This window comes from Patescibacteria group bacterium, from assembly GCA_018819405.1.
Classification (GTDB): Bacteria; Patescibacteriota; Patescibacteriia; order UBA1558; family GWA2-36-10; genus XYD1-37-29.
In genome coordinates this window covers 858314-883792 of the sequence record JAHJQF010000001.1, presented here as the reverse complement: position 1 = coordinate 883792, position 25479 = coordinate 858314, and the positions used below count along the sequence as shown (strand labels likewise).

22 protein-coding genes are annotated in these 25479 nt (G+C 37.5%); 20 read left to right on the top strand and 2 right to left on the bottom strand.

What is annotated here, in order from left to right; translation table 11 throughout:
* Nucleotides 1-2: 2 nt before the first annotated feature.
* From KKH39_04550 to idi, 19 genes are all read left to right on the top strand, one after another.
* Nucleotides 3-1688, top strand: coding sequence for a GspE/PulE family protein (locus KKH39_04550; GenBank protein MBU1203280.1), 1686 nt, complete (start codon nucleotides 3-5; stop codon nucleotides 1686-1688).
* Nucleotides 1689-1732: 44 nt separating this feature from the next.
* Entirely contained in the window at nucleotides 1733-2950 is a 1218-nt protein-coding gene (locus KKH39_04545; GenBank protein ID MBU1203279.1) for a type II secretion system F family protein, read from the top strand.
* Nucleotides 2951-2966: 16 nt separating this feature from the next.
* Nucleotides 2967-4043, top strand: coding sequence for a prepilin-type N-terminal cleavage/methylation domain-containing protein (locus tag KKH39_04540; protein MBU1203278.1), 1077 nt, complete (start codon nucleotides 2967-2969; stop codon nucleotides 4041-4043).
* Between the two features lies 1 nt (nucleotide 4044).
* Complete coding sequence (locus tag KKH39_04535) at nucleotides 4045-7125, top strand: DUF2341 domain-containing protein (protein ID MBU1203277.1); 3081 nt, start codon at nucleotides 4045-4047, stop codon at nucleotides 7123-7125.
* Nucleotides 7125-8420 (top strand): prepilin-type N-terminal cleavage/methylation domain-containing protein, encoded by a 1296-nt coding sequence (locus tag KKH39_04530; GenBank protein ID MBU1203276.1) that lies wholly within the window; start codon nucleotides 7125-7127, stop codon nucleotides 8418-8420. Before KKH39_04535 ends, KKH39_04530 begins: the two co-directional genes overlap by 1 nt.
* Nucleotides 8421-8429: 9 nt before the next feature.
* Nucleotides 8430-9287 (top strand): hypothetical protein, encoded by an 858-nt coding sequence (locus KKH39_04525; protein ID MBU1203275.1) that lies wholly within the window; start codon nucleotides 8430-8432, stop codon nucleotides 9285-9287.
* 17 nt (nucleotides 9288-9304) lie between these two features.
* Nucleotides 9305-11080: a pilus assembly protein PilM gene (gene pilM / locus KKH39_04520; protein MBU1203274.1), complete on the top strand. Its 1776-nt coding sequence runs from the start codon at nucleotides 9305-9307 to the stop codon at nucleotides 11078-11080.
* 106 nt (nucleotides 11081-11186) lie between these two features.
* On the top strand, nucleotides 11187-11672 hold the full coding sequence (locus KKH39_04515; GenBank protein ID MBU1203273.1) for a prepilin-type N-terminal cleavage/methylation domain-containing protein: 486 nt from the start codon (nucleotides 11187-11189) through the stop codon (nucleotides 11670-11672).
* A gap of 126 nt (nucleotides 11673-11798) precedes the next feature.
* A complete protein-coding gene (locus tag KKH39_04510; protein ID MBU1203272.1) occupies nucleotides 11799-13460 on the top strand; it encodes an efflux RND transporter periplasmic adaptor subunit in 1662 nt (553 codons plus the stop codon).
* Between the two features lie 3 nt (nucleotides 13461-13463).
* Nucleotides 13464-14174 (top strand): ABC transporter ATP-binding protein, encoded by a 711-nt coding sequence (locus tag KKH39_04505; GenBank protein ID MBU1203271.1) that lies wholly within the window; start codon nucleotides 13464-13466, stop codon nucleotides 14172-14174.
* 82 nt (nucleotides 14175-14256) lie between these two features.
* Nucleotides 14257-15501 carry an ABC transporter permease gene (locus KKH39_04500; protein MBU1203270.1) on the top strand — a complete coding sequence of 415 codons (1245 nt, stop codon included), beginning with the start codon at nucleotides 14257-14259 and terminating at the stop codon, nucleotides 15499-15501.
* Between the two features lie 3 nt (nucleotides 15502-15504).
* Nucleotides 15505-16740, top strand: coding sequence for an ABC transporter permease (locus KKH39_04495; protein ID MBU1203269.1), 1236 nt, complete (start codon nucleotides 15505-15507; stop codon nucleotides 16738-16740).
* Between the two features lie 155 nt (nucleotides 16741-16895).
* Nucleotides 16896-17555: a DeoR family transcriptional regulator gene (locus KKH39_04490; GenBank protein ID MBU1203268.1), complete on the top strand. Its 660-nt coding sequence runs from the start codon at nucleotides 16896-16898 to the stop codon at nucleotides 17553-17555.
* Nucleotides 17556-17636: 81 nt separating this feature from the next.
* Nucleotides 17637-18107, top strand: coding sequence for a nucleotide exchange factor GrpE (locus KKH39_04485; GenBank protein MBU1203267.1), 471 nt, complete (start codon nucleotides 17637-17639; stop codon nucleotides 18105-18107).
* 72 nt (nucleotides 18108-18179) lie between these two features.
* On the top strand, nucleotides 18180-18581 hold the full coding sequence (locus KKH39_04480) for an Hsp20/alpha crystallin family protein (protein ID MBU1203266.1): 402 nt from the start codon (nucleotides 18180-18182) through the stop codon (nucleotides 18579-18581).
* On the top strand, nucleotides 18582-18917 hold the full coding sequence (locus KKH39_04475; protein ID MBU1203265.1) for a Lar family restriction alleviation protein: 336 nt from the start codon (nucleotides 18582-18584) through the stop codon (nucleotides 18915-18917).
* A 100-nt stretch (nucleotides 18918-19017) separates the two neighbouring features.
* The gene (gene dnaK, locus KKH39_04470) at nucleotides 19018-20925 is read left to right on the top strand and encodes a molecular chaperone DnaK (protein MBU1203264.1); all 1908 of its coding nucleotides are present in this window, start codon (nucleotides 19018-19020) and stop codon (nucleotides 20923-20925) included.
* On the top strand, nucleotides 20925-22022 hold the full coding sequence (gene dnaJ / locus KKH39_04465) for a molecular chaperone DnaJ (GenBank protein ID MBU1203263.1): 1098 nt from the start codon (nucleotides 20925-20927) through the stop codon (nucleotides 22020-22022). Before dnaK ends, dnaJ begins: the two co-directional genes overlap by 1 nt.
* Before the next feature lie 477 nt (nucleotides 22023-22499).
* Nucleotides 22500-23000, top strand: coding sequence for an isopentenyl-diphosphate Delta-isomerase (idi, locus tag KKH39_04460; protein ID MBU1203262.1), 501 nt, complete (start codon nucleotides 22500-22502; stop codon nucleotides 22998-23000).
* Here idi and KKH39_04455 read toward each other — a convergent pair.
* Complete coding sequence (locus KKH39_04455) at nucleotides 22997-24322, bottom strand: phosphoribosylamine--glycine ligase (GenBank protein MBU1203261.1); 1326 nt, start codon at nucleotides 24320-24322, stop codon at nucleotides 22997-22999. The two genes, idi and KKH39_04455, sit on opposite strands and share 4 nt — an antisense overlap.
* A gap of 147 nt (nucleotides 24323-24469) precedes the next feature.
* Here KKH39_04455 and KKH39_04450 point away from each other — a divergent pair, with 147 nt between their 5' ends.
* The gene (locus tag KKH39_04450; GenBank protein ID MBU1203260.1) at nucleotides 24470-24673 is read left to right on the top strand and encodes a hypothetical protein; all 204 of its coding nucleotides are present in this window, start codon (nucleotides 24470-24472) and stop codon (nucleotides 24671-24673) included.
* A 41-nt stretch (nucleotides 24674-24714) separates the two neighbouring features.
* On the opposite strand, the gene KKH39_04445 is transcribed toward KKH39_04450, so the two are convergent.
* Nucleotides 24715-25476, bottom strand: coding sequence for a M23 family metallopeptidase (locus KKH39_04445; protein ID MBU1203259.1), 762 nt, complete (start codon nucleotides 25474-25476; stop codon nucleotides 24715-24717).
* Between the last annotated feature and the right edge of the window lie 3 nt (nucleotides 25477-25479).

The following is a 25479-nucleotide window of genomic DNA, read 5'->3' as shown; positions in this document are numbered from 1 at the left end:
GGATGAAAGTCATCAGTGACGAAAAAATTTATAAAATAATTACCAAGATAGGCTTGATTGAGCAGAGTGTCTTAGATACTGCTCTTAGTGCTGCCAAGGAAAAGGGAGAGGACTTTGTGACTTTTTTGATCAAACAAGACTTAATCAAATCTCATGAAATCGGACAACTTATTGCCAATGATCTACACATAAAGTATGTCAATTTAAGTAAAGAAAGTATTAGTACTGATGTGCTCAATCTTTTGCCTGAGGTAGTAGCCCGTCGCCAAAATATGGTTGTTTTCAAGCGTGACAAAGATGGTATAAAAGTAGCTATGGCCAATCCTTTTGATTATGAGATGATAAAGATGCTAGAGAAAAAAGTGGGTGACAAAGTGATACCTTATTTTTCTACAGAATTTGATATAAAAAATAGTTTTGGCTTGTATAGAAAATCTATCCAGCAGGAATATGCCACCAATATTCAAAAACAGGCTATCCGAGCTCAGGGAGAGCAGGCTGAAAGTGTCTCGGTAGTCAAATTGGTGGATGATCTTTTTAGTTATGCCTATACCAATCATGCTTCCGATGTACATATTGAGCCAGAAGAAAAAGATATCAAGATTCGTTTTAGGATAGATGGTTTGCTTTATGATGTGCTCACTTTAAATAAAAATATTTTGGATATTATAGTTACTAGGATAAAAATTCTTTCTCAACTTAGGACAGATGAAAGCCGAGCTGCTCAAGACGGAAAGATTGTGACCAATGTAGAAGGTGAAAAGGTAGACATCAGAGTTTCGGTTGTGCCAACTACTCATGGTGAAAAAATAGTAATGCGTCTTTTGTCATCAAAGGGAAAACAGTTTAGTCTGGAAGACTTGGGTATGAATGAAAGAGATTTGGAAATTGTCAGGCAAGCTGCCAAGCGTCCTTACGGCATGATACTATCTACCGGACCTACCGGTAGTGGTAAGACTACTTCTTTGTATGCCCTTATAAAATTGTTGAATAAAAGAGATGTAAATATTTGCACAATTGAAGACCCAGTTGAGTATGATTTGGAAGGTGTCAATCAGATTCAGGTAAATAGCAAAACAAATTTGACTTTTGCCAAAGGACTGAGGTCACTACTTCGTCAGGATCCGGATATTATCATGGTTGGTGAAATTCGTGATGAAGAAACCGCCGGCATAGCCGTCAACTCAGCTATGACAGGACACTTGGTCTTGTCAACCTTGCATACCAACGATGCTTCTACTTCACTACCTAGGCTTTTTGATATGAAGATAGAGCCTTTTTTGGTGGCCTCTACGGTCAATGTCATTATTGCTCAGAGGCTAGTCAGGCGAATTTGTATGAAATGTATTGTCTCTTATACTTTGAATGATAAAGAAGTTTTTGATTTGAAAAAAGAAGTACATCTAGATAAATTTTTAAATACTCAGAATATATCAGATATTCGTTTTTATAAAGGCAAGGGATGCGAAGCCTGCAATCACAGTGGCTATACTGGACGTATTGGTATTTTTGAGGTTTTGGAAGTGATAGATAATATCAAAGAGCTTATTTTAGCTAGAGCTGATGCTGACAAAATTAGGAATATGGCAATCAGCAATGGTATGACTACTATGTTTGAAGACGGTTTCAACAAAGCAGTATCGGGTAAAACAACACTCGAAGAAATATTTAGAGTTACCAAACAGTAATATTTATTTTAAAACTTTAGACTTTTAACTTTTGACTAAAATATATGTGGTTTTCTTATCAAGCATCCGACAAAGAAGGTAAAATAAAAAATGGTACGATTGAAGCTACTAGTCGTGAAGAAGCTAGAAATAAACTCACCCTTAGGCTCAAAGATGATGTTTTGATTTCTCTGGCTGAGGGTAAGACTAAACAAAAAAAGAAAAAGGGCGAAGAAATAGTATTTGGTCGGGTAAGGCTTTTGGAAAAAGTAATGTTTGCCAAGCATTTGTCAGTCATGGTCAAAGCTGGTATGTCTATTGATAATGCTTTAGAGACTCTAGCTGGCAATGCATCACCTATCATGGCCAAGCGTCTCAAATCAGTTTTGGATCATGTCAGGCGTGGTCATACTTTATCCTCGGCTCTGAAGGCCCATCCCAAAGATTTTGATATGCTTTTTGTAAATATGGTGGCGGCCGGAGAAAAAGGAGGTAATCTGGCCAAAAATCTGGATTTACTTTCTATCCAACAGAGAAAATCATATGAACTAAAAAATAAAATAAAAGCAGCTGCTATGTATCCGACGATGGTTCTTATTGCTATCGTTGGCTTGACGGCTGTCATCTCAAAATTTGTCCTGCCAAAAATAGTCAATTTTTTTGACAGCTTGAGGATAGATCTGCCGACAACCACTAAAATATTGATGGCCGTGGCCAGTTTTTTTGCCAATTATTGGATCTGGGTGATTTTAGGTCTTGTTATTTTAATGCTTATATGGAATTTTATGTTAAAAATCCGACCTAGTCGTTTATTTTTACATAAAATAATAATAAGCTTGCCAATTACTGGCAAAATTACAAAGAATATGAATTTGGCTCTTTTTTGTAGGACATTATCATCACTACTTAGTAGTGGTATTACTATTGATCAATCTTTGCAAATTGTAGCTGAGACTTTGACCAATGATGTTTTCAAAAATGAAACAATTGCTCTTTATCATAAAGTGTTAAAGGGAAATTCACTGGCTGATGCTCTGCGAAGTAAAAGTCATTTTCCTAGTATTGTATCGCGCATGACCAAAGTAGGCGAAGAATCCGGTAATTTGGGTGAAGTTTTAGACTATTTAGCGGATTTTTATGAACTAGAGGTTGATACTGACACCAAAAATCTTTCTACTCTTTTGGAACCAATACTTTTGGTAGTGATTGGTTTGGGTGTTGGTTTTGTAGCTATGGCTATTATCAATCCAATCTATGATTTGACTAGCCAAGTTGGCAGATAATTTTTTTAAATAAAAAGTGGATATAAAGAAAAAAGAAAAAAATGGATTTACACTTATTGAAGTTCTACTTATAGTAGCTGTATTTGTGATTCTTTTGGCTGGATCGGTTTCTTTGGTAAATAATAGAGTAAACCAGGAGGATTTGACTTACAAAGTTAAGCAAGTAGCTGATATGGTAGCCAAAGCACAGAATTATTCTATGACCGGTTATCGTGACGATGTCTGGGGCATCAAGGTGCTTGATTCAGACTCTCACTGTGCTGATAGTGCTGATTGTGTGGTGATGTATAAAGGGGTTATTTATTCGGATAGAGACGCTAGTTTTGATCAGGTGGTAGAATTGTCAGGTACTACGGGAGTATATCTTGAGGCTAGTCAGGTAAATGAATTTTATTTTGCGCCTTCATCAGGCTGGTTAGCGACTACGACTGGCACTTCTACTGACCAGTGGATAGTTTTGAAGAGTAATTTTGGAGATCAAAAATCAGTAGTAGTAAATACTAGCGGAGTCACATCAATATTTAGCTGTGGAGAAAGTCAAATGTTTGATGATCAGGGTAATGCCTATGATACAGTTAAAATTGGCAGTCAGTGTTGGATGGCACAAAATCTTAATATTGGTACAATGTTGGCCAGTGCAGCTACTGATCCAACTGACAATGGCTTGATAGAAAAATGGTGCAATGGAGATTCAAGTGCTAATTGTGCTGTGACAGGTGGTTTGTATCATTGGGATGAGGCCATGGGCTATGTTACTACTGAAGGAGCGCGGGGTATTTGTCCGGCTGGCTGGCATATCCCTTCTGATTCTCAGTTAGATATTCTTGAGGCAAATTATTCGTCTGCGTCTGACGGTACGGAATTAAAAATTGGTGGTAGTTCAGGATTTAATCTATTGGAATCAAATGAAATGAATACTGTTACCGATACTTATGACGATGCTGATATAAGTGCGCTTTGGAGCTCGACTGATAATGATGCCGCGCCCACAGAAGCTTATGTACATTATACTGATACTTTGACAGCTACTATGGATGAGACTAGTAATAGTCAGGCCTGGGGTTTTTCAATCAGGTGTTTAAAAAACTATTAAAATGAATAAAATATACAAAAATAAAAAAGGTTTTAATCTGGTAGAAGTCATACTGGCTGTTGGTATTTTTGTAATTTTAGCTTCTGGTGTTTTTTCAGTGGTGACCAATTCTTATCGTAATTATTCTGGTAAGGGTGACAAGCAGACTGTGGTTGAGTTTGCTCAAGAAGGTATAGAAATAACCAAAGCAATTCGTGACAATAGCTGGCAGAAGATTGAGACAGTCTCGGGCACTGGCAATCAAGGCGTAGCTCAAAACGCCAATGGTTATTGGGAATTTAGCGGTACCAGTAATACTTTGGGAGATTTGACTAGGACTATTGTGATAAGTGATGTTGAGAGAAATAGCACTTGGGAAATAGTTGATTCCGGAGGCACAGTAGATCCCAACACCAAAAAAATTATAGTCACAGTCTCGGCTACGGGAATGGCTGATTATGTACTTACTACTTATATTACCAATTGGTCATACAAGACTTGGGAGCAATCAGATTGGTCAGGAGTGGGAGATAGGGAGTTTTGGTCAAGTTTGACTATGGCTTCTTCATCATATAGTAATGTCAGCACTACAACTGTTGGAGAATTGGTTTTGTCACAGACAGCTGCTCCGGGGGCTATATATGGAAATTTGACAAGCTTTGCTACTACTACTCAGTATGATTTGGGAGCTTGGCGGCAAATGCATGGATATGTAGAATCACCAGACGGTGATACTCTGTATTCTTTTGGTCAAACAAATGTTGATATAAAAGCTTTGGATATTACAAATATAAGAGAAAATATATTCAATGCTTTATTATGGGAAAATGCTATGCCTGAGCAGGTAGGAGCTATGACCATAAACCCAAATGGTAGGTATCTTTATGCTTTAAATTATGATCTTGATAATGCTGAAATCGCTACAATACCTTTTGTATGGGTAATAGATACTAGCGATGGTAGCATAGTAGATTCTGAGTTATCTGATGATTATATGTCTGGTGATAGTCTAGTTGGTAAGGATATAATATTGAGCTCAGATGCTAGCATGCTTTATGCTATCAGTAGTTATGGCGGATTTTATGCTTATGAGGTATCGGCAGATGGCTCTACCTTGACTGCCAAAAGAGATGGCGGTGGTGGAGACGATAGTCTGGTTGTACCATCTTGGAATCAGTGGGGCACTGCACCAAATAGAATGTGGCTAGATGATTCGGGAGCTACTCCTTATATGTATATTGTGACTGATTATGCATCTTATGCTCTAGCTAAATGGGATATCTCATCAAGTACAGTACCAAGCTTGTCATATGCTTATGAAGGCTCGGGGGATTGTGATGACCTAGAATCTTTGGGTGATAATGGCAGTGGAAATGAATTTGTCATAGTTTGCGCTGACTCGACATCTGAAATAAAAACAATAAGAGATACAGGTAGTGCTTTGACTGTATTGGATACTATTGATCCGGGTACTTTCAATGATACAGCTGAATTAGAATATGATGGCGATGGTGAGGTTTTGGTGTTAGCCAAAACATCTGGTAATCTGGCTATTATTGACGTATCTGATGTTTCAAATCTAAGCCAAAGTTTGACCGAGGATTCTACTACTATTGAAAGTATACTTAGTACTTTGCCTCATCATTTTTTACAATATGTTTCTTCCAAAGGGGGCTATCTTTTCCAAGATTATGGGCAAGCGGCAGTAGCTGACGGTATTAGCTGGTTGCCCCGTCCAGAAACCAGAAATACTGGTTCTGGTTATGATTATAAAAGAACTATTACTATTGATTCTGGTGGTACCAAAGTAATCAGCGGTCCTCACAGCAATTTTCCGTTTTTGTTTGCCGAGACACAGGATTATCTAAAAACAACTACCAATGGCGGTAATGTAGAAAGTGATAAGGGTTATGATATTATATTTACCTCTGATTCAGCTGGGACTACAATCTTGGATCATGAAATAGAAAAATATAGCTCCAGCACAGGCGAATTTGTTGCTTGGGTAGAAGTACCAATCCTAAGTACTAATAAAGATATTTATATGTTTTATGGCAATAGTAATATAGAGAACACCCAAGAAAGGATGGAGGGCGTTTGGAATAATAATGATTATAAATATGTAAATCACATGCAAAAGCACCATGAATTATTAAATAAACAAGGAGACAGTTCGGCTTTTCATAATTATTTGACCAATTATAACAATGTCGCAGAGAATACTTCTGGTAAAATTGGTACAGCTTTTTCTTATGATGGGGATGCTGATTATGGCTATGCTGTCCATTCTGATAATTTTGGTTTTGTTGATCAGTTTACTTGGTCTTTTTGGGTAAATATAAGTGGTGTTAGTGCTAGTACTTTGAATGGTTTAGTAAGTATAGCTGGTAGTAGATTTTTTGCTAGCGAAGCAGACCCCTCTTATTTAAGATTACAAATATGGGATGATACTAATACTCTTAATAGTTATGGTCCTTATAATAATGTATTTAATTGGGGAGAGTGGACAAAAATAGATGTGGTTTTTGATAGACCTGTTACTACAGTTTATAAAAATGGATCATATCTTACTGAATATGCTACTGATTATAATTTATTAAATACCACAGGCGGTATTATCACGGGAACTATTCAGACAAATGCGTATTGGATGAACGGCTTACTTGATGAAGTTAGGCTGGCTAATACTGCCAAAACTGCCGGCTGGGTAGAAACTGCTTATAATAACGAAAATACTACTTCCACTTTTTATAGTATTGGCAGTCAAGCTTTGGCCAGTGGTTATGAGAGCCCAGGTAGTCTATATTCTTCTATTTTAGATTTGGGGTCATCTGATAAAGAACTCAAGAGTATTACAGTAGAGCAAAATTTGCCTACTGGCTGCGCTTTGCAAATTACAGCTGAGGTGAGTGATGATTCTACTTTTGCCTCTGGCAATGTCATCAGCGAAGTATATAGTGATACTAGCGTAAGCTACTATACCAGTAGTACGGATGCTACTTTAAATGGCAAAAGATATTTGCGCTACAAAGTTGATATGACAGCTTGCAATAGCAACACGGAAACGCCTACTTTATATGGAGCAAAATTTAATTATCGCTAATGATAATAAAAAATCAAAAAGGAATATCAATTATTGAGACAATTATTTATTTGGCTATTGTGGGGATACTTTTGACTGCAGTGGTAAATTTTTATTTGACTTTGGCCAATACTTCTTCCAAGCTAGCGGCCAATGTTGATGTGTCACGCAATCGTCGAGTGGCTCTTAGTGCGGTTGATTATCTGATGGCCAATTCAGATGGCCTACTCAAGGATACTGATGGCTATTGTTCGGACTTTGGAGCTTCGCCGCCTAGCTTGGCTCTTTATTTTAATAATGATAATTATCTACCAGGCAATTGTGTAGAAACTGGCGGGGGAGTGAGAATTACGGTAGATGACAGACGTCTAGCTATGACTTGCTATCCCAATATGAACGGCAACGGCCATCACAAAAATTGTGACACTACTGTGTATCCGGCAGTAAACACTTATTATCTGACATCAATGGATGTGGATATATTAAATGGCAGCTTGGTATTTTCTAGCTCTACAGCTACCTCAACCTCCAATCCCTATACAAGTGTTACCACTTTATTATCAGTTGGTACTTTATCTGGCGGACAAATAAATAAACGAGCTACTTCCACGGCCTCTAGTACAGTAGTTATGTACAGTGAACCGCCAAGTGGGCTGGTGTCTTTTTGGTCTTTTGAAGAAGGTAGTGGCACTACGCCGACTGATTATCAGGATAGCAACGATTTGACTTGTGCGCCTGGTGGAAGCGAGGCAGCTTATATTACCGGTATTGTAGACGGAAGCAGTTATGGTCTTGATTTTGAAGCAACCAATAGCAATCTTTGCACACCAACTAGTCCGACTAATCCTAACAATCTTAATTTTTCCGACCAGTTTACTATTTCATCCTGGATGAAACCGGAATCATTACCAACTGAAGGAGACATTGTAGCCAAAGAAACCGGCGCTAGCAATCTGGGCTACAAGCTTTGGATAAATAGTTCAGGGGATGTTTATTGTCGGGTTTATGACAGTACTGCTTCTCAAGATACAAATACTTCAGCTACTGTAGCAGCCGATGGTAGTATATATTTGGTGACTTGTGTGTATGATTATCCCAACAATCGTTTTCAGGTTTATGTTTACAAAAAAGCCAACAGTGGCGTGGCTACTTCCACTTCACCAGGTACAGTGTTAAACTTGGTAAATGATTCGGGAGATTTCAATGTATCACTAGGTAGTGCAGCTTTTGACGGTATCATAGACGACTTGCGTATTTATAACCGGGCACTTAGTGAAGCAGAAATCTGGGCTCTGCAATCACAAGGGGATTATTAATAAAAATTCATGATAAATAATAAAGGAGCTATAGCCTTGATATTTGTGATAATGATTACTACTTTGACGATTGTAGCTGGTTTGACTGTATCATTATTGAATATTTCTGATTTGACTTCCAGCTATCATGTCAGTGAATCAGAGCAGGTATCAGTAGAAAACAATGCTTGTATTGATGATGCACTATATAGGATAGCATCAAGTACTGATGCCACAGGCACTTATTATTTGTCTGAGCTTGGTACAAAATGTTATTATGAAATAAGCTCGGTTATAGATGGAGGCTTAAAAACTGTGACGTCGACTGCCAGTACCACCTCTGACGTGGGTTATTGGGAAGATACGGTGATTGTAATGGTCAATGTTTCTACTACACCTGTTTCTATATATTCTTACAAAAATTCAAACATGTCTTATAATTCTTTTACTTATTGTGGCGACAGCTCTTGTAATGGTATTGAGACTTGTTCAACCTGTGGAGCTGATTGTGGAGTTTGTGCAGTCTGTGGCAATGGTACTATAGAAGGCGATGAGGCTTGTGATGATAGTAATACAGTGACAGAGAGCTGTGGTGATGGTGATACTACTGTAGGTGGTTGTAGTGCCGACTGTAGTGCCAGTTTGGGTCTCAATGAAACTTGCGATGACGGCAATGTAGTGACAGAAAGTTGCGGTGATGGTACGCTACAATCAGGAAGTGGCTATTGTAATGCTACCTGTAGCGCTGCTTATGCTGGCGGGGAGGCCTGTGATTATACTGGAGTAAGTTGCGGTGGTTCTAATCTGACTTTTACCTCTCCGGTTGGGTGTACAAGAAATCCATATTGCGCCGTTGATTGTGGTAGCTGTGTTTCGGAGTGTTTGTAATAAAATAAATTTTTAATATGGCAAAAAATACAATAGGTATAGATATTTCAGATTTTTCTATTGAGGCTGTGGCAATAGACAAGTCCCGAGGGCATTTTGATATAGATGCTTATTCTCGTTTTCGTCTTTCTCCTGAGATTGTAGATGATGGTAGGATTTTGGATAAAAATAGATTGAAAGAGGCCATCTTAAAAATGCTCAAAAACGGGCAGCCACATTCAATGGAAAGTTACAAAAAAGTGGCACTGTCTGTTCCAGAATCAAAAATCTATTCCAAAGTTTTTACCTTGCCAAAAAATCTCAAAGACAAGGATTTGATAAGAGCAGCTAGCAATAAAGCTGAAGAATTATTTCCAGAGAATAGGGCTAGTTTGGTATCAGCAGCCAAAATTCTCAAATCAAATGGAGAACAGAGAGAGGTTTTTTATTCGGCGGCTGAGATAGATATAGTTTATGATTTGGTAAAAGTTTTTTCAGAGCTTGGTATTGATATTCAATTTATTACTTCAGAGGCTGTCAGTTCATTTGCTGGATTAGATGATGAGTTCAAAAAAAATATCACTTTACTTTTGGATATTGGCGCCAGGACAACCATTGCTTCTGTCTTTGATGATAATGGTATTTATTCCAGTATAAACATAAATATTGCCGGAAATAATCTGACCAGCGCTATTGCCAAAAAACTCAATATATCTCATAGCACTGCTGAAGAAAAGAAAAGAGACATTGGCTTAACTCCAGATGGCAATGGGGAAATTATGCTTATTATTCAGGGTCAATTTCAACCGCTGATAGATGAGCTAAAAAGATTTATTACGCATTTTGAGGATAATTCTGGTAAAAAGATAGAGCAAGTTGTCTTGGTTGGCGGTCTGGCTCAAATGAAGGGCATTGATCAATACTTTGGCCAGAATTTAAATTTGCCGGCATATATAGGCCAGCCTTTTGTGCATAGTAATCTATTTAAGCAAGGAATATCACCAAGTAAATATATCAATGCTATTGGTCTAGCTAGGTTAGCTCAGGAAAATACAGAAATAGACTTTTATAGTAATTTGCCAAAAGATAAATCATCTGAAAATGATAAAACAAGCAAAAATAATAAATCAGAAGATAGTAGTAAAGATTCTGGAAAAAAACAAGCAAAAAAATTAAAATTTAACTTCAAAAAGATTTGGCTGTTTTTGCTAATGGCCTTGTTGATTGTTGGTGCTTTGGCTATATATATTTTCAAAGATAATATCTCTGGTTATTTTTCCAAGCCAGTTGAAGAAATATCGGTTGTGCCAACAGAGCAGGCTAGTCCAGTAGACAATATTCAGCAGACAGAAAGTATGACCCGTCATATTTTCGTCAGTAATGCTAGTAGAGGTGATATTGACAATTTTGTTTTAGGTGAATATTTTAATATAGATTTTGAATATGAAATACTTACTGACGCTGATTATGAGAGCTCTTTGGACTCATTGGAAAACCAAGCTGGCGAGGCAATACTGCCTTATCTAAACCAGCAATATGCCAGAGAAGGGTATTATATTATCCCTCAGGTATTGTCCTCCTCACTTATATCAGCTGACCCTCCGGCCGAGGAGTTTGTGCCAGGAGACACACTAAAAGCTACTATAAAATTTATATTTTTGATGGCTAAAGATGAGTATATATTAAATATTTTATCTAATATTAGCCAAATAGATAAAGAAAAAATACAACTTCAGGGCTACCAAATTTTTAGTTACACCATAGAAAACGGTGCTGATTTATTTGATATAAATGTCAAATTTCAGGGTATATAGAGAAATCTAAATATTTATGATATAATATAAGCTGTTGATATTTCCTATTTTTTTTGGCGAAAGTATGCTATAATAATATTAATATAAAATATTAATAAATAAAATTATGAGACAAAAAGGTTTTACTCTGGTAGAGCTCATCATCGTAGTAGCCATTATTGCTCTACTAGCGGCCGCTACCTTTGTAGCTTTAAATCCTGCCAAGAGAATTGGTGAAGCTTACAATGCTCAGCGTTGGGCTGATGTCACAGCTATTGCCGATGCCTGGAATACTTATGTTGCTGATAACAATGGTACAAATCCTACCAGTTCAGCTACTTGTATTGATGGGCCAACTCCATGTATGGTTGCTAATTATGCAGGTACTGATACAGGCTATGATTGTTCTGCTTCAGCTACCACTACCAATGGGCTAATTTGGTTAGATCCTTTGGTGACCGCTGGATATTTGCCAGCCATACCTTATGATCCAAAATCAAGTAGTGCGGCTACTACCAATACGGGGTATTATCTTATGAAGGATGCTAATGGTGCTCTGCATGTGGGAGCTTGCGAAACTTACAACAGCCAGACAATCAAGGTTTTGAGGTAAGTTTGATATTTTTTAGAAAAAAAGCCTACTCAAAATTTTTTTGAGCCAGGCTTTTTTGTTGTTTGGAAAACATTTGTTTTTGAGGTATAATTATAATATAAGGTAAAGAAAAATAATTTTAAAATTATGCTTAAATTAGTAAAGAAAAAATGGTTTTGGGCTATAATTGTTGTTTTAATTATCGTAGCAGTTGTAGTTTTTAGCCGTTTATCCAAAACCGAGGTTAATTATGTGACCGAAACGGCCTATATAGGTGATATTAGGCAGACTGTAGAAGTGACTGGCTCGGTTGAAGCAGCAGATGATATTGACCTAAATTTTAAGACAGCCGGCACTTTGCAGGAAATGTTGGTAAAGGCGGGCGATGAAGTGAGATCTGGGCAGACTCTGGCTAGATTATTTGCCGGAAATGTGTCATCCCAAGTATCTGATGCCAGAGCCAGCTTAGAGATAGCACAGTTGGAGCTGGACGAGCTTTTGGCTGGAGCCAGTCATCAGGATCTCAAAGTTACCGAAGAGGAAGTAGCTACAGCTCAAGTTAGCTATAATACAGCTATTGATAATTTGGCAAATCTAGAATCAACCAGAGACAACGAGCTAAAAAGTTTGAGACAGATTGCCATCAATGCCTTAAATGATAAATATTCTATTATCTTGTATTCTTTGGAAACGGTTTATGACGCTATTTTAGATGACGATGCAGATCGTGATCTTTATGTCAGTGATATTGTGGCTTTGACTGAAGCCAAAAATAATTATTATATTGCCAAAGCAAGCTATGATGAAGATGTAGATTTGATTGCTCAGGCTGAAGAGACTAGTAGTGATGAAGATATTTTAGCGTCTTTGGATCATTTACAAAGCACTTTGTCTTTGACCCTTGATGCACTCAACAAATCATTTGATTCTATGGTAGCCGCTTTGATTTATGGGCACTACTCAGACACCAATATTGACGCTTATAAATCAAATATTAGTACCAAAAGTACAGCTATTAATACTGGTATAGCTGTGATTCAGAGTGCCGCATCTGATATTAGAACCAGAAGCTTGTATTATCAAAATCAGATTGTAGATGCTAATAATGCACTTTCTAGCGCTCAAGCTAGTCTCAATTTAGCCGAGGCTAAGCTAGATTTCAAAAAAGCGCCACCGCGTGATTTTGAGATAGAAGCTACCAAGGCTAGAATCAAAAGAGCTGAAGCAACTTTAAATAGATATCTTAGTGATTGGTCAGAGACTGTCATCAAGGCACCGGTAGATGGCCTAGTTACCAAAGTAAATTTTGATGTGGGTGAGCAGACAGCAATGTCTACGCCGGTTATTTCTATGATAGGTATGAGTAATATGCAGATTCAGGTAGATGTGCCGGAGTCAGATATTGTAAAATTGGCAGTCGGGCACCAAGTAGATGTAACTTTAGATGCTTTTTCTTCAGAAGACAAATTTTCTGGTACGGTTACTTTTATAGATCCGGCCTCTACAATTATTGACGGAGTGGTTTATTATCAAGTAAAAATTTTTTTTAATGAAAAAGATGAAAGGATAAAATCTGGTATGACCGCTGATTTGGCGATTGGTACAGATAGTCGTGAGGGTGTGCTCATTGTGCCTTCAAGAGCAGTGATCTACCGTGAAGGCAAAAAATATGTCCAGATATTTGACGGCAAGAGTCTGTCAGAAGTAGAAGTTGAGACAGGATTGAGGGGAGATGGAGGCTTGATAGAAATAACTTCTGGTTTAAATGACGGTGACCAGGTAGTAACTTATATAAAAAATGGTCAATAAACTATGATAGAATTAAAAGACATATATAAAGAGTTTGTAAATGACGAAGTAAAAACCAAAGTCCTACACGGTGTAAGTCTCAAGATTGACCGTGGCGAGTTTATTGCTATTATGGGTCCCTCTGGATCTGGTAAATCAACTTTGATGCATATCCTAGGGTTTTTGGATACTCTGACCAGTGGTAAATATTATTTTGACAACAAAGATGTCAGTATTTTGGATGATGACACTTTGGCAAATTATAGAAATAAACGAGTTGGTTTTATTTTTCAAAGTTTTAACCTGTTGCCCAAGACTTCTGTCTGGGATAATGTCAAACTCCCTTTGCTTTATAGTAATAGTAGCAGAGACACTCATGTGGTAGAAGAGGCAATCAAAAGTGTCGGTTTGGAACATAGGCGTGATTATTTATCCAACCAGCTTTCAGGTGGCGAAAAACAACGCGTGGCCATTGCTAGAGCTTTGGTCAACAAACCAGATATTATTTTTGCCGATGAGCCGACTGGAAATTTGGATTCAAAATCAGGCATACAGATTATGTCTATTTTGGCGGAGCTAAATAGAATAGGTAAGACAGTAGTATTGGTAACTCATGAATCAAATACAGCCCGTTATGCCAGACGTATTATTACTATGATGGATGGTAAAATTACCACTGATGAAAAAAACAAAGATGTTGTAAGAGCCGAATCTATACATGGTCAATTAAAATAAAATGCGTCCCGTTAGGAATTTAAAATCTTCTGCGGGATTGTAAAATAATTAATAAATAATTTTTGCCCTAATTTCTAACGGGATGCGCATTGATTTCAAAACTTATTTAGGTACTATTGCTGCGCTGAAGGTAAACAAGATGCGCTCTTTTTTGACGTCTTTGGGAATTGTAATTGGTATTTCTTCAGTAATTATTATTATGTCAGGTGGGGCTGGTGCACAAAGTCTTATTACCAATCAAATTAATGGTATTGGCAGTGACCTTCTAGGTATTTTACCAGGTGGTAGTGATGAAGATGAGCCACCTGCTTCAGTGATGGGTATTAATATCACTACTTTGGTCCAAGCCGATATAGAGGCTATAGAGGAGCAAGTTGATAGTGTGATAGCGGCTGCCTCTTATGTCAGAGGAGTCTGCACTACTTCTTGGCAAAGCAAAACATCAGACACTAGTTTTTTAGGCACAACATCAAATTATTTATCTGTAGAAACAGGAGCAGAGATTGTCTCTGGTCATTTTTTTACAGCCGAGGATGATAAGACCATAAGTAGAGTGGCAGTATTAGGAAGCAAAGTAGCCGATGATCTTTTTGGTGGTACATCTAATCCAATTGACCAGCGTATAAAAGTAAATAAAGAGTCTTTTAGGGTAATAGGAGTCATGAAGGAGAGGGGCACGGTAGGATTTCAAGATCAGGATAATCAAATCTTTATTCCCCTTTTGACCGCTCAAAAATTGATGTTGGGTATTAATTATCTCAGTTTTGCTAGAGCCAAGGTAGACCCAGGAGCTGATGTAAACTATGTGATGGAAGAAGTCAAATCAGTACTTCGTAGTCAGCACAATATAGATGATCCTGAGCAGGATGATTTTTCGGTGCGTAGTTCTGAAGAAAATCTTAATACTTTGACTGACATTACAAATGCTTTAAATTATTTTTTGGGTTTGGTGGCGGGCATATCTCTGATAGTAGGGGGTATTGGTATTATGAATATTATGCTTGTTTCTGTTACTGAAAGTACCAAAGAAATAGGACTGAGGAAAGCAGTCGGTGCCACTCGGCGAGATATTAGTATGCATTTTCTGATTCAGACTATTATTTTGACTTTTTTAGGTGGTCTAATAGGCCTTATTTGGGGTGTTTTTATATCATTTTTAATAAGTATTGTAGCCAATACTTTGGGCTATGATTGGGATTTTGTGATACCAGTATCATCAATATTATTGTCAGTATTTTTTACGGTTTTAGTGGCTTTGACTTTTGGTTGGTATCCAGCTAAAAAGGCAGCTTCTTTGCAACCAGTAGAAGCTTTGCGTTATGAATAAATTATGAAATTTTTAGGTGCTATTTATATTGCAACCAACGCACTGAGCAAAAATAGGCTTAGGACTTTTTTGACTATTTTGGGTGTGATGATAGGTATTACTTCAGTTACGGTCATAGTTTCGGCTGGTGATAGTATAAAATCTTTTGTTTATGATCAGGTAGCTAGCTTTGGTGCTGATTTTATACAATCTGAAGTCAGGGTTCCAAAATCAGGAGGTGGCAGTTTTAGCCAAGCTCAGGGAGTGGTGATTACCACTATGACTGAAAAAGATCGTTGGGATATTTTGGATTTACCGTATATAGACAAGGCTTATTCTGCAGTGACGGCACAAGAAATTGTCTCTTGGCAAGGTAATATCAAAAAATCTTTGATATACGGAGTGACCGAAGATTTCATTGATATTGATGCTACTGAAATAGCTGAGGGAAGATTTTTTACTCAGGAGGAAGATGACAATTTGTCTCAAGTAGTAGTTTTAGGTAGTGAGGTCAAAGAAAAATTATTTGGTGTTTCACCATCAGTGGGCGAAAACATAAAAATAAATAAACAGAATTACAAAGTAATTGGAGTAGCCGCACCACGAGGCACTGTGTTTTTCTTTAATATGGATGAATTGGTTTATATACCACTACAGACCACACAAAAGAAACTTTTGGGCATTGACCATGTGATGTCTATTACTTCCCATCTGACTGATCCCAATCGTGAGGATGAAGCCGTAGATACTATACAGAAAATTTTTAGAGAAAATCATGACATTAGTGATCCAGATAGGGATGACTTTGAAGTAATGTCTATGGCTGATACTCAAGATCTTTTAAATACTATCATTGGTGGTGTTACTTTACTTTTGATTGCTTTAGCCGCTGTATCACTGGTAGTGGGAGGAGTGGGCATTATGAATATTATGTATGCTACAGTAGCTGAGCGTACTTTTGAAATAGGATTGAGAAAAGCAGTTGGTGCCAGTAAATCTAGTATCTTAAAACAGTTTTTAGCTGAGGCAGTGGTAATTACTGTTCAAGGCGGATTTTATGGGGTAATTTTTGGTATTGTTTTAATTTATTTTGTTTATTTGGTAGCCAATTATTATAATTTTGATTGGGCATTTTCTCTTTCTATACCAGGTATATTTTTGGCGCTTGGATTTTCAGTAATAGTTGGTCTGATTTTTGGCCTTTATCCAGCCAAGCGAGCAGCTGACCTTGATCCAATCACAGCTTTAAGAAGAGAATAATAGCTAAAATTAGATAAAATTTATTTATTTGTTAGCACTCCTTGACGGCGAGTGCTAATTTGTTTATAATGTATTGTACGTGTCCCGTATAAAATTTAATAAAATTTTTCGGGATAAAAGTAGAGTTAATGAATAATATTAAATTTTTGTACGGGATGGAAAATAGAAGTCAAAAACTGCTCAAGGCAATTATTGATATATATATAAAAACTGCCCGTCCGGTAGCATCAAAAACTTTGTGTGACGAGGAGAGCTTTGAGGTGTCATCGGCTACTATCAGAAATGATATGTATGAATTGGAGTCTCAGGGTTATATTGCACAACCTCATACGTCTGCCGGACGTATTCCTACTATTTCTGGATATAGGTATTATCTGGACAATTTGTTGTCTATAAAATCTCCAAATAGCAATGAACAAAAGGAATTGGAAAAAGCTTATAAAAAGGATATTAGAGATTTGGCCAAGCTTTTGGTAGATAAGACAAATCTAGCTACTATCGTAGGACTAGCTCCGAATGATTATTATTTTACTGGTCTTTTCAATTTGTTTTCTCAACCAGAATTTGAAGATTACAAAATGGTATTGTCTATGAGTCAGGTAGTAGACAGTTTGGAAAAAGCTATTTCAGAAATTTATAACAATATAACTGCTCCAGAGATATTGATTGGCCCTGACAACCCATTTAGTGAAGACTGCTCAGTGGCCATTGCACCCTTGCCGGATAATATGCTTTTAGCTATTTTGGGACCAACTAGGATGGATTATAATAGAGTATTGGGATTATTGGAACAAACAGTAAAAATTATCAAGTAAAAAATTTACTATAACTTGGGTTTGGATATAAATTGAAAGATAAAAATATTTATTTAATTAATTTTTAATGGGTCTAACGGGATGAAAGACAAAAAACATAAACATGAAAAAATAGACTACAAATTGATGGCTGATGAGAATCTAGCTGGCTGGCAAAAAGCTCTGGCTGATTATCAGAACCTTCAGAAAGAGACAGATAAGCGCCTAAAAGATTTAAGTATATTTGTCAGATCAGATATTATTTTGCAGCTTTTGCCCATATTTGATAATTATCAGACAGCTATCAATCATATTCCGAAGGATCAAAAAAATGAATCATGGGCAGTAGGCCTAGAACATATCCTGAGGATGTGGGACGGCTTTCTAAACGAACGCAACGTTAAAAAAATAAAGGCTGTCGGAGAAAAATTTGACGCCAATTTACACGAATCAGTCGGACAAGTAAGTGATGACAAAAATGAAGATCACATAATAGTGGAAGAAAAGCAAATAGGTTATAAAATAGATAATATGGTCATCAGACCAGCCAAAGTGATTATCAATAATATATAATTAATTTAATAATAAATTAAGAACCCGTAAATTATACAAATATAACAACGGGTTAGGAAGGAGAAGATAATTATGACATTAATACCATGGAGTCCATTATTAGACACTTTTGAAAATTTGGAAAATAATTTCCAAAATTTTGTACCAGCCATTGATGTGTATGAAGAAAAAGACAATGTTGTAGTTGAGGCAACACTGGCCGGCATTAAGCCTCAGGATGTGGAGATAAACGTCCACGATGATGTTTTGACCATTGAGGGCAGACGCGAGACTTCTTCAGAAATTGATGAAAAAAATTATTACCGCAAAGAAGTTAGGAGTGGATCCTTTCATCGCAGTATAGTTTTGCCAAGCTCTGTCAAAGCTGACAAGGCACAGGCTGATTTTGAAAATGGTCTCTTAAAAATCAGTCTGCCAAAAGAGATTGATGCTAGAGCAAAAAGTATCAAAATAAATGTAAATAATAAAAAATAAATGATAAATAACCTAAATTCGCCTCTCAATCTGCGGCTGATAAAAAACTGTCCAATTTGTTCGTCAGAGTATAGGCAACCAAATATACAGGTTTTGGATGAGTCAGAATATAGTGTTTTGACTTATGCCAGTTGCCATAGTTGTGGAGCAAACCTTTTGACAAAATTTGCCGGCTTGCCACAAGGAGTGATAGGCAACGCAATTTTGACAGATTTGAGTCCGCAGGAAGTAATGGATTTTGCTTTGTTAGACGATATGGATGCAGATGATGTCTTAGATATCCAACATCTCTTGTCAAAAAAAGAATTAATAAATAATTTAAAGAAATTAATATAATAAATAATAATTTGTCATCCTGAACTAGTTTCAGGATCTCTAATGAGGAGGTGAGATTCTGAAATAAATTCAGAATGACAATATAGAGGAATAAAATAACATGTCAAAAATTATAGGAATTGATTTGGGTACAACCAACTCAGCAGTAGCTATTGTCGAAGGGGGTAAGCCAAAAATTTTGGAAAACAAAGAAGGTAATCGTACTACTCCTTCTATAGTAGCCCTGTCAAAAAATGGAGAGAGATTGGTCGGTTTGCCAGCCAAAAGACAGGCAGTCACCAATCCAAAAAATACAATTTTTTCGGTCAAGCGTTTGATTGGCCGAAAATATAGTGACGGTGAAATCAAAAAAGATATTGATACCGTGCCTTATGAAATTAGTCAATCAGGCGAAGGTGTAAAAGTCAAAATGGGGGACAAGCAGTACAGTCCGCAAGAAATATCTGCTATGATTTTACAAAAGATAAAAGCTGACGCCAGTGAAAGATTGGGCGAAGAAGTCACTGAAGCAGTTATCACTGTACCAGCTTATTTTGATGACTCTCAGCGTCAGGCTACAAAAGATGCCGGTAAAATTGCCGGATTGGAAGTAAAGCGTATTATCAACGAGCCAACAGCCGCAGCCTTAGCTTATGGCTTTGACAAGAAAAAAGATCAGCAAATAGCGGTCTATGATCTGGGTGGTGGTACTTTTGATATATCTATTTTGGATGTTTCCGCTGACACAGTAGAAGTAAAAGCCACCAACGGTGACACTCACTTGGGTGGTGATGATTTTGATCAGGTGCTTATCAATTGGATATTGGATGAATTCAAAAAGCAAGAAGGCATTGATTTGAGCAAAGACGCTTTGGCTATGCAAAGGCTCAAAGAGTCTGCTGAAAAAGCTAAAGTAGAACTTTCTTCATCAATGGAAACAGAAATCAATCAGCCATTTATTACTACTGATGAATCAGGCCCAAAACATTTAGTCATGAAAATGACCAGGGCCAAACTAGAAGAATTAGTAGGCGATTTGGTAGCCAAGACTTTGGAACCATGCAAAAAAGCTCTGACTGATGCCAAATTGTCTGTCACTGATATTGAAGAGGTGATAATGGTCGGTGGTATGACTAGGATGCCTTTGGTACAAAAGAAAGTAGAAGAATTTTTTGGCAAAAAACCAAATATATCTGTCAATCCAGATGAAGTAGTGGCTCTTGGAGCAGCTGTCCAAGCTGGAGTATTGCAAGGGGATGTCAAAGATGTTTTGCTACTTGATGTCACTCCGCTTACTTTGGGGATTGAGACTTTAGGTGGCGTACGAACACCGCTTATTGAGAGAAACACTACTATTCCGGCTTCCAAGACTCAGGTTTTTTCTACCGCAGCTGATCATCAGGATTCTGTAGAAATTCATGTACTTCAGGGTGAGCGTCCAATGGCTCAAGACAATAAGACGCTTGGCAGATTTACACTATCAGGTATCCCGCCAGCTCCCCGTGGTGTACCACAGATTGAGGTTTCTTTTGATATTGACGCCAACGGTATTTTAAATGTCAAAGCAGTAGATAAGGCTACTAGTAAAGAACAATCTATCACTATCAAGTCTTCTTCAGGACTTTCAGAAGAAGAAATAGAAAAAATGAAAAAAGATGCTGATCTTCATGCTGAAGAAGATAAAAAGAAAAAAGAAGAAGTAGAAGTCAGAAACAACGCTGATAATATCATTGCTCATACAGAGAAATTCATCAAAGAGAGTGAAGCTAAACTCAAAGATGAAGATAAGAAAAAAATGGAAGAGAAAATGGAAGCTTTGAAAAAAGTCAAAGATTCTGCCGATATTGAAGCTGTCAAATCGGCTATCAAAGAAATGGAAGATACTGTCCAGGCAATTGGGGCAGCTATGTATTCCGCCTCCGCTAACGCTTCGGCGGACGCGCAGCAAAATGATGAACCAAAAAAAGATAAAGGTCCAGTTGAAGGAGATTTTGAAGAGGTAAAAGACGACGAAAAAAAAGATAAATAATGCCCAAAGATTACTATAAAACATTGGGAGTAGAGAAAGGTGCGACTGATTCTGAGATCAAGCGCGCCTTTCGTAAATTGGCTCACCAATATCATCCCGATAAAAACGGTGGTGAAGAAAATCTAAAAAAGTTTAAGGAAATAAACGAAGCTTATCAGGTACTGTCCAACAAAGAAAAACGTCAGCAGTATGACCAGTTTGGCGCCAACTTTGATCAAACCGGTGGATTTTCCGGCGGAAATCCTTTTGGCGGCGGACAGGGTTTTGGTGGTTTTGATTTTTCTGGCGGGCAAAATATGGATTTTGATCTGGGAGATATTTTTGGTAGTTTTTTTGGTGGCGACAGCCCTTTTAGGTCTGGTCGTAATCAAAGAGGCGAGGATATTCAAGTTGATATAAATATTAGCCTCAAAGATGCTGTTTTTGGATTATCTGAGAGCCTATCTTTGCGAAAAAAAATAAAGTGTCAGTCTTGTGAAGGCACTGGTGCTGACAAAGGTACATCTTTTGAGGAGTGTAGAACTTGTGGTGGTAGTGGGCATATTACTAGTACAGTACTTGGCACATTTCGCACTCAGACAGTTTGTCCGGATTGTCGGGGTAAAGGTAAATCCATAAAAAATAAGTGTGGAGCCTGCCATGGTCAGGGCTTTGATACTGAAAATGTAGATATCAAAGTAGAAATTCCAGCCGGTATTGATGATGGACAATCTATCCGTCTGTCTGGGCAGGGAAATGCTGGTAAAAATGGAGCTGTGTCTGGAGATTTGTATGTCGTAGTCCATGTATTGCCGGAGAAAGGTTTTGAGCGTCAGGGTGATGATTTGATAACTGAATATGATATTCCCTTTACCATGGCAGCTCTAGGCGGACAAATAGAAGCTAGGACTATAGATGGTAAAGTCAAACTAAAAATTCCGTCTGGTACACCTAGTGGCAAAAAATTTGTTTTGTCAGATAAAGGTGTGGCTCACCTCAAAGCTAGGGGTAGAGGAGACCAAATAGTAATAGTCAATGTAGATGTACCGAGTAAATTGACCAAAAAACAGAGGAAATTGTTAGAGGAATTAGACAAGGAATTTGATAGTAAATTGTAATGCTTTAAGAGATATATCCTTTGGCTTACTTATTTTGTTCAGATCGCTTTTTGGAAGAGTTAAATGAAAAATTTACTAAAATAAATTTTGGTTTTATTGACTAAAAATAATTTTTATGGTATTGCTAATTTATAAGTTTTAAAAATAAGTTCCCTGTCACTAATAACCATAGCCTCAGGAGGAAGTCGTGGAAACAATTAGGGGCACTATCTGCGGTGAAGTTGTTGTGGTCGATCAGGCAGGTCATCGTCTGCATGGCCAGAGGTTGAAGATTATCTACAAGGACCCCAAACACAACATCGGTGAGGGGGCCCAAGTAGTCTGCGAGTGTATAGATCATGGTGCACACGGCTTGAGTGCCTTTGATCCCAAGCTCAGACATCCCAAGGCCTCTACCGGCCTGTAAGGCTAATAGCGCACCCTCACTTTGCGGAAAGTGGGGGTGTCTTTTTATTTTATATTTGTTATAATTTTGGTATGCCAGACGATATAATACTCGTAGATAAAAATGATCAGCCAATTGGTACTGGTCAGAAGATGGAAGTACACAAAAAAGGTCAGCTTCATCGAGCTTTCTCTATTTTGATTTTCAACAGATTTGGTCAACTGCTTTTACAAAAAAGAGTAGACAGCAAATATCATTGTCCTGGTATGTGGACAAATACTTGTTGTAGCCATCCCAAGCCAGAGGAAGATACTTTGTCAGCAGCTCATCGTCGTCTCAAAGAAGAGCTGGGGTTTGATTGTGATTTGGAAGAAAAATTTTCTTTTATTTATAAAGCCGAGTTTGACAACGGTCTGACGGAACATGAATATGACCATGTGTTTTTTGGATACTATGATGACCCAGTTGATTTTGACAAAAATGAAATATCTGATATCAAATGGCTTGATATCAAAACTATAAAAGATCAAATCAAAAACCAGCCTGATATATATACTGACTGGTTTAAGATAATTATTTCTAAATATTTTTAGGATTCTCTGAGGTAGCCCCAGTTGTGCAGTTTGTCGCTGTCTTCAAACCAGCGGTCGCCTATATCATCCCGGTAAAACATATTTGGTATTAATATATTTTGAATTCTATGATAGACCTGTTGCTGGGCTTGCTTCATAGTAGAACCAGTGCCGACTACTATCAAAGCCACTCCGTGATCGCCAGTTACTATCCATTCTCCGTTTATCAATTTGGTCTCTACAATGTGAATACCTTCCGAAGCTGGTTTTTTAAATATTATAAGGGCATTTTTGTATTCAGCTAGCTCAGTTTTGATGCTTGAGCCATAGGGATAAGGAGGGACTACCAGTCTGACTCCGACTTGAAAGCCGGTTTTTGTTTTGAAATTTTTTAGTGTGCCAGTAGCCATTTCATAGAGCCATTGTCCAATAGGCATAAGTATGCCATCCATTTGTATCTGGATAGTTGGATAGCCAAAGCGAGCAGTAAATTCTAGGGGATAAATACCATTACCATTTACAATACAATTGAGATCAATATAGCCGGTGTATTTTTCACGACGCAGAATCGGCTCCATTTTTTTCAGAGTATTATTAAATATTTTATTTTGGCCTGACCAAAACATAGATGTACCCATTTCCCCAGTAGATGGGCCAATATTGCCAGGAAACATTTTTTTGTGCTCAAAGTTGATATTTATTGGAAAGACAAATTCATAACCGTTAAAAAATGCTCCGACGGCTACTTCTACTCCTGACATTCTTCTTTGTAGTTGAAATTCTTTTATCTTCTGACTCCAAACTTTTTTGTAAGCCTCTAGCATCTGGATGACGTCTTTACCGTCTTCTTCTTGACCGACAAAAAGAAAATGTTTGGTATTTTGAGCTTCGCCGCTAGGTTTGATAACATAACGATTTTCATTTTTTTTGACATAATCAATGGCAGCATCAAAATCAGTAAATGTTTCGTAAGGGATTATAGGAATGCCAGCCTTTTTTAATTCCTCCTGACCAAAAGAACGGTCGTCTTCTAATTGGTCGGTATATGGTGTGCCACCAATGACTGGAATACCGCGCTTTCTGACTTTTTCAGCCATAGTTCCCATACCAAGGACATCATCAAAAACAACAATGTCTGCCCAGTCTAGGTCTTTTTCCCAATCATCGCTTTTTGGCACAAAGCCGTCGGCTACATCTTTGATAGCTTGATTTTTTATAAAATATTTAGCTTCATGACCCTCTTTTAGGACTTGCCAGGCCACGTCACTTATCAGCGCATCAAAAGAAACAAAAAGAAATCTTTTCTTTTCAAAGGGCGCCGATGGAGGCTTTTCGTTATTCATTTTCTTAGTTTAGGTTTGTTAATAATATTATTATAGCACTTTTTTGGAATTTGCAAATATCTATATTTATATTGACAATGAAGCTATTACATAGTATCCTGACTAGTTAGAGGTTGCTGGTGTACACTTTTCATAAAGGAGCAGGTCATGTCCAACTGGCAAAAAGTCGTCAAGACCATGTCCGGAGATTTCGTTTTCAGTAGTTTGGGACCCATCAACGGTGACTTAGGAGCGCGTCTCAAACGCGAAGTGGACAACACAATCCAGGGTCAGGTGACCATCGTCGGCTTTTTTGATGCCGACTACAAAGATCTTTTGGTCAAGGCTTTGGAGACAAATCATGCCAAATAGGCATGAAAAAACACCCTCGTTCTAGTAGCGAGGGTGTTAAATTATTTATTTAATAAAAATTTTTGAGGATCAAGCCATTTTTTTAATTCATCCTGGCTTTGTGCGTAGCCTTGGACATTGATATCAGTGCCGGTATAAATGGCAAAATGAAGGTGTTTTCTTTCGCCATCAGTATCATAGCTGTATCCCTGGCCTAATAGACCAATCACTTGGTTTGATTTTATATCAGATTCATTTTTTTCTAAAGTATCTGGCTTGAGGTGTCCATAAATAACTATATAATCTTTCCCTTCTATATTGTGCCTGATAGCAATCATACCACCATAGCCACTGACCCAGCCGGAGCGGACAACTTGGCCGTCAGCTATGGCATGGACTGTTATGTCAGCATCTGGCATATCTGAATATTCTACATCAGCTCCCGTATGATAGCCAGTGAATTTTTCTGGCTGAACAGGCGAATCTTTTGGTGTGATATATATGCTAAATGGTTTTTTGCTAATTCTTTTGTCAAACTCAGCTATTGGCTGGATGAGTTTGCCTATTTCAGGACAGGGAGCAAAATTACAATCAGGCGCAACTCTAGAAACATAAGTACCGTCCGGACAAAGCATCGCATCCATAGTGCAGACAATATCTTCATTTTTTGGCTCATTATTTTTTTCTGGTGTAGTATTTGTTTGATTGTCGTTGGCAGTATTAGTATTAATTACCGTTATATTTTGGGTGTCATTAATAGGGGCTTCTATTATTTGGCAACCGTATAAAAATATAGCTAGCAAAAATATAATTATTTTTTTCATATC

Coding starts and splice junctions, on each gene's coding strand:
- KKH39_04550 (MBU1203280.1), top strand. CDS start 3: ATGAAAGTCATCAGTGACGAAAAAATTTATAAAATAATTACCAAGATA.
- KKH39_04545 (MBU1203279.1), top strand. CDS start 1,733: ATGTGGTTTTCTTATCAAGCATCCGACAAAGAAGGTAAAATAAAAAAT.
- KKH39_04535 (MBU1203277.1), top strand. CDS start 4,045: ATGAATAAAATATACAAAAATAAAAAAGGTTTTAATCTGGTAGAAGTC.
- KKH39_04530 (MBU1203276.1), top strand. CDS start 7,125: ATGATAATAAAAAATCAAAAAGGAATATCAATTATTGAGACAATTATT.
- KKH39_04525 (MBU1203275.1), top strand. CDS start 8,430: ATGATAAATAATAAAGGAGCTATAGCCTTGATATTTGTGATAATGATT.
- pilM (MBU1203274.1), top strand. CDS start 9,305: ATGGCAAAAAATACAATAGGTATAGATATTTCAGATTTTTCTATTGAG.
- KKH39_04515 (MBU1203273.1), top strand. CDS start 11,187: ATGAGACAAAAAGGTTTTACTCTGGTAGAGCTCATCATCGTAGTAGCC.
- KKH39_04510 (MBU1203272.1), top strand. CDS start 11,799: ATGCTTAAATTAGTAAAGAAAAAATGGTTTTGGGCTATAATTGTTGTT.
- KKH39_04505 (MBU1203271.1), top strand. CDS start 13,464: ATGATAGAATTAAAAGACATATATAAAGAGTTTGTAAATGACGAAGTA.
- KKH39_04500 (MBU1203270.1), top strand. CDS start 14,257: ATGCGCATTGATTTCAAAACTTATTTAGGTACTATTGCTGCGCTGAAG.
- KKH39_04495 (MBU1203269.1), top strand. CDS start 15,505: ATGAAATTTTTAGGTGCTATTTATATTGCAACCAACGCACTGAGCAAA.
- KKH39_04490 (MBU1203268.1), top strand. CDS start 16,896: ATGGAAAATAGAAGTCAAAAACTGCTCAAGGCAATTATTGATATATAT.
- KKH39_04485 (MBU1203267.1), top strand. CDS start 17,637: ATGAAAGACAAAAAACATAAACATGAAAAAATAGACTACAAATTGATG.
- KKH39_04480 (MBU1203266.1), top strand. CDS start 18,180: ATGACATTAATACCATGGAGTCCATTATTAGACACTTTTGAAAATTTG.
- KKH39_04475 (MBU1203265.1), top strand. CDS start 18,582: ATGATAAATAACCTAAATTCGCCTCTCAATCTGCGGCTGATAAAAAAC.
- dnaK (MBU1203264.1), top strand. CDS start 19,018: ATGTCAAAAATTATAGGAATTGATTTGGGTACAACCAACTCAGCAGTA.
- dnaJ (MBU1203263.1), top strand. CDS start 20,925: ATGCCCAAAGATTACTATAAAACATTGGGAGTAGAGAAAGGTGCGACT.
- idi (MBU1203262.1), top strand. CDS start 22,500: ATGCCAGACGATATAATACTCGTAGATAAAAATGATCAGCCAATTGGT.
- KKH39_04455 (MBU1203261.1), bottom strand. CDS start 24,322: ATGAATAACGAAAAGCCTCCATCGGCGCCCTTTGAAAAGAAAAGATTT.
- KKH39_04450 (MBU1203260.1), top strand. CDS start 24,470: ATGTCCAACTGGCAAAAAGTCGTCAAGACCATGTCCGGAGATTTCGTT.
- KKH39_04445 (MBU1203259.1), bottom strand. CDS start 25,476: ATGAAAAAAATAATTATATTTTTGCTAGCTATATTTTTATACGGTTGC.